Annotated in this window: 9 protein-coding genes and 4 tRNA genes; all 13 read right to left on the minus strand. The window is 54.2% G+C overall.

All coding sequences use genetic code 11. From position 1 onward, the window contains the following. Positions 1-138 precede the first annotated feature (138 nt). Positions 139-504, minus strand: coding sequence for a 50S ribosomal protein L7/L12 (gene rplL, locus ACTJLA_RS06615; RefSeq protein ID WP_020302454.1), 366 nt, complete (start codon positions 502-504; stop codon positions 139-141). A gap of 78 nt (positions 505-582) precedes the next feature. After that, on the minus strand, positions 583-1,083 hold the full coding sequence (rplJ, locus tag ACTJLA_RS06620; RefSeq protein ID WP_003232405.1) for a 50S ribosomal protein L10: 501 nt from the start codon (positions 1,081-1,083) through the stop codon (positions 583-585). Between the two features lie 199 nt (positions 1,084-1,282). Further along, positions 1,283-1,978: a 50S ribosomal protein L1 gene (gene rplA, locus ACTJLA_RS06625; protein ID WP_003176434.1), complete on the minus strand. Its 696-nt coding sequence runs from the start codon at positions 1,976-1,978 to the stop codon at positions 1,283-1,285. Continuing rightward, positions 1,978-2,409 (minus strand): 50S ribosomal protein L11, encoded by a 432-nt coding sequence (rplK, locus tag ACTJLA_RS06630; RefSeq protein ID WP_003176435.1) that lies wholly within the window; start codon positions 2,407-2,409, stop codon positions 1,978-1,980. The genes rplA and rplK overlap by 1 nt, the downstream gene beginning before the upstream one ends. Before the next feature lie 116 nt (positions 2,410-2,525). Further along, entirely contained in the window at positions 2,526-3,059 is a 534-nt protein-coding gene (nusG, locus tag ACTJLA_RS06635; protein ID WP_003176436.1) for a transcription termination/antitermination protein NusG, read from the minus strand. Positions 3,060-3,068: 9 nt separating this feature from the next. After that, on the minus strand, positions 3,069-3,437 hold the full coding sequence (secE, locus tag ACTJLA_RS06640; protein ID WP_003194658.1) for a preprotein translocase subunit SecE: 369 nt from the start codon (positions 3,435-3,437) through the stop codon (positions 3,069-3,071). 45 nt (positions 3,438-3,482) lie between these two features. Beyond that, a tRNA-Trp gene (locus tag ACTJLA_RS06645) sits at positions 3,483-3,558 on the minus strand. Between the two features lie 143 nt (positions 3,559-3,701). Next, positions 3,702-3,777: transfer RNA gene (locus ACTJLA_RS06650), tRNA-Thr, on the minus strand. A 26-nt stretch (positions 3,778-3,803) separates the two neighbouring features. Then, positions 3,804-3,877 (minus strand) — tRNA-Gly (locus ACTJLA_RS06655). A gap of 24 nt (positions 3,878-3,901) precedes the next feature. Beyond that, a tRNA-Tyr gene (locus ACTJLA_RS06660) sits at positions 3,902-3,986 on the minus strand. Positions 3,987-4,128: 142 nt separating this feature from the next. Beyond that, a complete protein-coding gene (locus ACTJLA_RS06665) occupies positions 4,129-4,575 on the minus strand; it encodes a hypothetical protein (RefSeq protein ID WP_198791676.1) in 447 nt (148 codons plus the stop codon). Between the two features lie 7 nt (positions 4,576-4,582). Next, on the minus strand, positions 4,583-5,332 hold the full coding sequence (locus tag ACTJLA_RS06670) for a pantothenate kinase (protein ID WP_198791675.1): 750 nt from the start codon (positions 5,330-5,332) through the stop codon (positions 4,583-4,585). After that, a complete protein-coding gene (gene birA, locus ACTJLA_RS06675; protein ID WP_057975596.1) occupies positions 5,322-6,281 on the minus strand; it encodes a bifunctional biotin--[acetyl-CoA-carboxylase] ligase/biotin operon repressor BirA in 960 nt (319 codons plus the stop codon). Before birA ends, ACTJLA_RS06670 begins: the two co-directional genes overlap by 11 nt. Positions 6,282-6,456 lie beyond the last annotated feature (175 nt).

Here is a 6,456-nt window from a genome sequence, read left to right on the forward strand (position 1 = left end):
CACCACCGCTTCGGGTGGCTACAGCGCGTTAATGGCGGCGACCGAGTCGACAGCCAAGAACGGAAAAAGGCCGGTGGCAAGAGCCACCAGCCATCAGCCTTCAGCTTAACGCTTGGGCTGGAGACGCAAGGTCGATGCTTACTTCAGCTCGACTTTAGCGCCTGCTTCTTCCAGAGTAGCTTTGGCTTTGTCAGCTGCGTCTTTAGTAACAGCTTCCAGAACCATGGCAGGAGCGCCGTCAACTACAGCCTTGGCTTCTTTCAGGCCCAGACCGGTCAGTTCACGTACTGCCTTGATCACGTTTACTTTCTTCTCGCCAGCTTCGGTCAGCATGACGTTGAATTCGGTTTGCTCTTCAACAACGGCAGCAGCAGCAGCTGGACCGGCGGAAGCAGCGGCAGCGGAAACGCCGAATTTTTCTTCGAAAGCTTTGATCAGCTCAACAACCTGCAGAACCGACATTTCAGCTACGGCGTTGAGGATATCGTCTTGGGAGATAGACATTGCTGTATTTCCTGAATTGGGGGACGGCCTACGCGGCCATCGAAATAAACAAAAATACGCGAGAGAGGTTGCTCAGCCTTAGGCTGCCGCAGCTTCTTTTTGCTCGCGAACTGCAGCCAGAGTACGAGCCAGCTTGCTGGTAGCGCCTTGAATCACGCTCATCAGCTGCGAAATGGCTTCGTCGCGGGTCGGCAGTGTTGCCAGTACGTCGATTTGGTTAGCTGCGAGGAACTTGCCCTCGAACGCAGCTGCCTTGATCTCGAACTTATCCTGACTCTTGGCGAATTCTTTGAACAAACGGGCAGCAGCGCCTGGATGATCTTTAGAGAACGCGATCAGAGTCGGGCCGGTGAACACGTCGTTGAGAACACTGTATTCAGTGTCAGCAACGGCGCGCTTGAGCAGGGTGTTACGTACAACACGTACGTATACGCCAGCTTCACGAGCCTCTTTACGGAGTCCGGTCATAGCGCCTACTGTCACACCACGGGCATCAGCCACGACAGCGGACAGAGCAGCTTTGGCAGCCTCGTTGACTTCAGCGACGATGGCCTTCTTGTCTTCGAGATTAATTGCCACGGGTTTAACTCCTGCTTGTTACCGTTTCATCTGGCCTAGGCCTGATGTCGTTTTGGTGTCTGATTCGGTAAGGAACCGGGAGCACCATCTGCGTAGGCTTGTTGGTTTAAGACTTGCGTCGCCTACGGTCTTGGATAGCCCCCGCCAGGCAGGGACCCCAATCTTTCAATTGGCGCAATTACTTGCGCCAATTTATGTCTTATACGTCCAGCGAGCCTTGGTCGATGACCAGGCCTGGGCCCATAGTGGTGCTCAGGGTAACGCGCTTGACGTAGATACCTTTCGAAGAAGCAGGCTTGATACGCTTCAGATCAGCGATCAGGGCTTCAACGTTTTCCTTCAGCTTGACGGCATCGAAGCCGACTTTGCCAACGGAGGTGTGAATGATGCCGTTTTTGTCGGTGCGATAACGAACCTGACCAGCCTTGGCGTTTTTAACCGCGGTAGCTACGTCTGGAGTTACGGTGCCGACTTTAGGGTTAGGCATCAGGCCACGTGGACCGAGGATCTGACCCAACTGACCTACAACGCGCATTGCATCCGGGGAAGCAATTACGACGTCATAGTTCAGGTCGCCGCCTTTCATTTCGGCAGCCAGGTCATCCATGCCAACGCGATCAGCACCAGCGGCCAGAGCAGCTTCAGCAGCTGGGCCTTGGGTGAAGACGGCAACACGTACAGTCTTGCCAGTACCGTGTGGCAGCACAGTAGCGCTACGAACGACCTGGTCGGATTTACGTGGGTCAACGCCCAGGTTCACAGCAACGTCAACAGACTCGCTGAACTTGACAGTCGACAGCTCGGTCAGCAGGGCAGCAGCGTCTACGAAGTTGTAGGACTTGCCCGCTTCGATTTTGCCGGCGATAGCCTTTTGGCGCTTGGTCAGCTTAGCCATTACACACCCTCCACGTTAAGGCCCATGCTACGAGCAGAACCGGCGATGGTACGCACGGCTGCATCCATATCAGCTGCAGTCAGATCCGCGTTTTTGGTTTTCGCGATTTCTTCCAGCTGAGCACGGGTTACAGTGCCAACCTTAACGGTGTTAGGACGAGCGGAACCGCTGGTCAGACCGGCAGCTTTCTTCAGCAAAACCGAAGCCGGGGTCGACTTGGTTTCGAAGGTGAAGCTACGGTCGCTGTATACAGTGATGATCACTGGAGTCGGCAGACCTGGCTCAAGACCCTGAGTACGGGCGTTGAAGGCCTTGCAGAATTCCATGATGTTCACGCCGTGCTGACCCAGAGCTGGACCGACGGGTGGGCTAGGGTTGGCCTGAGCGGCCTTCACTTGCAGCTTGATGTAAGCGGTAATCTTCTTGGCCATGAGGCACTCCAATTACGGGTTCAAACGCCTCGAAAGGCTCCCCGGTTACTTGCGCGTTTATCCCAGTGACGACAAAACCCCACAGCCTAGGCTGCGGGGTTGGGATGCTTGCCCAGCTAGACCTTTTCGACCTGGCTGAACTCCAACTCTACCGGGGTAGAGCGACCGAAAATGAGCACTGCCACTTGGATCCGGCTCTTTTCGTAGTTAACTTCTTCGACCGTACCGTTAAAATCAGCGAACGGACCGTCTGTAACGCGAACAACCTCACCCGGCTCGAACAATGTCTTCGGCTTGGGCTTGTCGCTACCGTCAGCAACACGACGCAGAATTGCTTCCGCCTCTTTGTCGGTGATCGGAGCAGGCTTGTCGGCAGTACCGCCAATGAAGCCCATGACGCGAGGGGTATCCTTGACCAAGTGCCAAGTACCTTCGTTCATGTCCATTTGTACCAGCACGTAGCCAGGGAAGAACTTGCGTTCGCTTTTGCGCTTCTGCCCATTCCGCATTTCAACCACTTCTTCAGTGGGAACCAGAATTTCGCCGAAGCCATCTTCCATGCCTGCCAGCTTTACGCGCTCCAGCAAAGAGCGCATAACATGCTTCTCGTAACCCGAGTAAGCATGCACAACGTACCAACGCTTAGCCACGGGACACCCTTAGCCAACAATCAAGGAAACAAGCCAGCCGAGCAGGGAATCAAGCCCCCACAACAGCAACGCCATAACCAGAACAACAGCCACGACAATCAATGTGGTCTGAGTGGTTTCTTGGCGAGTCGGCCAAACGACTTTACGGATTTCGGTGCGAGCTTCCTTAACCAGTACCGCGAAGGACTTGCCTTTGGCAGTCTGCAGGCCTACAAAGGCAGCTACAGCAGCGAGGGCAAGCAAAGCGAGTACACGGTACAGGATCGGCGAAGCAGAATAGTACTGATTGCCAACAACGCCTACGACCACCAAGGCGACTACAGCGAGCCACTTTACCAGATCGAAACGAGAGCTTTGAGCTTCAGCCTTAGGAGTCATCTATGAAGATCCTGTGAAAAGAAAGCCAGACACACCACGTGAATCTGGCAGGTCAGGAGGGAATCGAACCCCCAACCTACGGTTTTGGAGACCGTCGCTCTGCCAATTGAGCTACTGACCTAAAACAAAATCAGGCCGACCATTATGCAGGCCTGAAAAAGACTTTACAACAACCAACCCCACAAGACCTGAAACATCGAACAACATTCAAGCCGAGGCAGCTGTTAAAACAAAGGCAGATATTTTCATATCTGCCTTGTCATATGGAGCTCTTGAGCGGATTTGAACCGCTGACCTCACCCTTACCAAGGGTGTGCTCTACCAACTGAGCTACAAGAGCGAAACACCTTGCACAACCTGCAAACTTGGAGCGGGTAGCGGGAATCGAACCCGCATCATCAGCTTGGAAGGCTGAGGTTCTACCACTAAACTATACCCGCGGAGCTTGCAGCTCACGCTAAAAATGGTGGAGGGGGAAGGATTCGAACCTTCGAAGTCGTAGACGTCAGATTTACAGTCTGATCCCTTTGGCCGCTCGGGAACCCCTCCTAAGCGAGCCGGCATTTTACATCACGCCGACCTTCTGTCAAGCATTTTCTCATTTAAATTATGAGGTTAGCTGCATTGACGGTAGCTTCGCACTGTAGCCCTTAAAGGTCTTCACTGCGAAGCGGGCGCCATTCTATGCAAACTATTCGAGAGTTGCAATGCCTTCGCACAGCATTATTTTATGTTTTAACTCATTGAATTCATTAGCAAGGCTTTCAAAGGGCAGATCGTCAGCCAGGCGACGGCTTTCAGGGGCCACACGCAACCAATAACCCGAGGCGCTCTGTGCATTCAGCAACTGGACCGTGACCTTTATATCCAGGCTCGTGAGCCTTTGCTCAAGAGAAGAGGCCTGGCGTCGATCCGAGAAACCACCGATGTACAAGCAGGTATTCTGCGCCTCCGTCGACCTCGCTCGATCACGCCGAGCCACCGCATCTGCCGACTCACTCAAGAGGCGAATATCTTGCTGCGCTCCTCGATGGAGATTCAAGGGCGTGACATCCTTGGCCCGCAATGGCGCCTCTTGCTGATGCCAGACGTAATAAAAAACATTGAGAACCAGTAAAAGTAAAAACAGCCAGCGCATAATCACCTCAAGACAAAGGACACGCCATCGCCAAACCAACAAACACCAGGTCCGGGACCAGCCGAGCCTGAGGCGCAGCATCCCTGACCAGGTCGGCATCGCCTCCAGTGAGGAAGACCGTGAAATCCCCCCCCCAATAGCCTCGCGCCAACTCGAGCTGAGTCAGCACGAAACCTCTAAGCATGAGCGTACAACCACGCTCGACGGCCTCTACGGTCGTGCGACCTGGAGAGAGACGCTCCAGCGCCCGCTCAGCGGCCGCGTCGTCATAACGTATCTTGCGAGTATGGGTTCGCAGTTGATTACGCATAAGCGGCATACCCGGGCAAATAAACCCCCCCAGGTGCTCACCGTCCGGACCGATAAAATCTGCGGTCGCCGCCGTACCAAAATCGAGTACCAGACATGCACCTGACGCCAACTTGAACGCGCCTAGCATGGCCAGCCATCGATCCATTCCTAGGCGCTGGAAGTCTTCGTAGCCGTTGCGTACTCCGCTCATTTCTCGAGCAGAGGTGGCACAGGAAACAGCAACGCCAAATGCCCCTACCAACGCTGCTATCAACTTATCGGTCTCCTCAAGCGCGCGAACACTCACCAACCGACAACGCGTGAGCAATAGACCAGGCAAAGCCACCAAACTGTCGATCAGCGCAATATCCGAACCTGCGATGCCTTCGGCGCGGACACTTGCATCACTCGACTCAAGAACACGCCACTTGATAAAGCTATTTCCACAGTCGAGCTCAAGAATCATCACGCAACCTCAGGCTTAGCTCACCACCGCTGTATATTTTCTCAACGCCACCGACATCCAAACGCAACGCACCCTGACAATCCACACCGAGCACAACCCCATCAATCTGATTGACGCCCGCGATAAGCGACACACACTTCCCTTGCCACGCGTGATGCTGCTCCCATTCTGCTTGCAGCCCAGCAAAACCCGCAGCCTTGTGTCGGTCTAGGTAGGCTTGCAGTTGCAAGCCCAGTCGCGCCACCAGGTGATTGCGATCAACAGAAGAGCCCGTCTCGAGCTGCATCGAGGTCCACTGCTGATCAACCTCTACAGCTTTCTGCATATTCACATTGATACCTATCCCTAGCACAACGTGACAGATATCTGCGGGATCTCCCACCAACTCAAGCAAGATGCCTGAGATTTTCTTGTGCCCAACCAGGACGTCGTTTGGCCACTTCAAAGCTGCGCCCTCCACGCCCGACTCACGCAGAGCCTGCAGGACTGCCAGCCCCACCACCAGACTCAGCCCTTCCAGTTGCCGCAGGCCGCCCTCAACACGCAATACAAGGCTGTAGTAAATGTTTTGCGCAAATGGACTGACCCATTTGCGGCCTCGTCGCCCCCTACCAGCCGTCTGCTGCTCCGCTAGCACAATAAAAGGAGCCGCACTGCCCGCATCGACAAGACGTAAAGCCTCAGCATTAGTGGAGTCAATGGAGTCGAAAATGTGAACAGGCCAAGCCAGGGAAGCCGCCCTCTGGGAAATTTCCTGCGCATTCAAAAACATCAATGGCGCAGCCAATCTATATCCTCGCCCCCGAATCTTATGAATGGGGAGATTCAATTCTGCCTCAAGATGCTGAAGCTGCTTCCACACGGCACTGCGACTGACGCCTAGGGCGGCACCAAGCGCTTCTCCAGAATGAAAGCGACCATCTTTCAGAAGTTTCAACAACGTCAGCATGCACATATCGCCTCAGAATGAGGCACGCATGATAGCCATGCGCAGGGTCATTGCATAGAAAGGCTGGATATCAGTCATGATCGACGCCCCACCAGATTTTCGAGCGCCCAAAACAAAACCCCAACTGCTTTCGCAATTGGGGTTTCGGAATTTAATCTTGACGATGACCTACTCT

Source organism: Pseudomonas sp. 22072, assembly GCF_052046095.1.
In the GTDB taxonomy this organism is placed as follows: domain Bacteria; phylum Pseudomonadota; class Gammaproteobacteria; order Pseudomonadales; family Pseudomonadaceae; genus Aquipseudomonas; species Aquipseudomonas paracarnis.